The 501-nt window shown below is 63.9% G+C and carries 1 protein-coding gene; it reads left to right on the plus strand.

Annotation, left to right across the window (positions count from 1 at the left end; translation table 11 throughout):
- Positions 1 to 51 precede the first annotated feature (51 nt).
- Positions 52 to 501: hypothetical protein (locus HMPREF0975_RS14445; protein ID WP_198009199.1), on the plus strand; the 450-nt coding region annotated here is incomplete at its 3' end.

A 501-nucleotide genomic window follows, 5' to 3' on the forward strand; every position in this document is an offset into this window, starting at 1 on the left:
GCCGCTTCTCGAGGGGCCCGCCAACAACTCACCCAACAAGCCCAACAGAGCATGCCGAAGCTTATTCACATCCCCTTCTCCCCCCATGAGGAGGTCCCCCCTGACCCGAAGCAGGAGGCAAGCCTGAACCGTAAGGTGGAGGAGAAGGCGCCCAAGTTGTTCAGGCGTGAGGAGCGCGGGCTCAATCGTCTGCTGAGTCTGAGTTATCCGTGGGATCGGGAGCCCGATGCGGGTGAGGTGCGGATGTTCCATGAGTTGGAGGGGGCGCTGCGTCGGGCGAGTTTCCGTGAGCGGGACAAGGCCAAGGTGGCCTTCGATCGTCCTCCGGGTCGGATGTCGGGGCGGGATATGGTCCAGCGCCGGGCTCAGATCCAGATGGGGCAGCTTCCCACGGCCAGGCCGTGGCGCAGGCAGGTTTACGCCCATACCCCCTCGCCGACCATCCACACCCTCATCATCACCGAGAGCCGCCGAAGTATGAACTGGGTTCGCAGACCCATC

The sequence above is a fragment of the Actinomyces sp. oral taxon 849 str. F0330 genome (genome assembly GCF_000239715.1).
Lineage (GTDB): Bacteria > Actinomycetota > Actinomycetes > Actinomycetales > Actinomycetaceae > Actinomyces > Actinomyces johnsonii.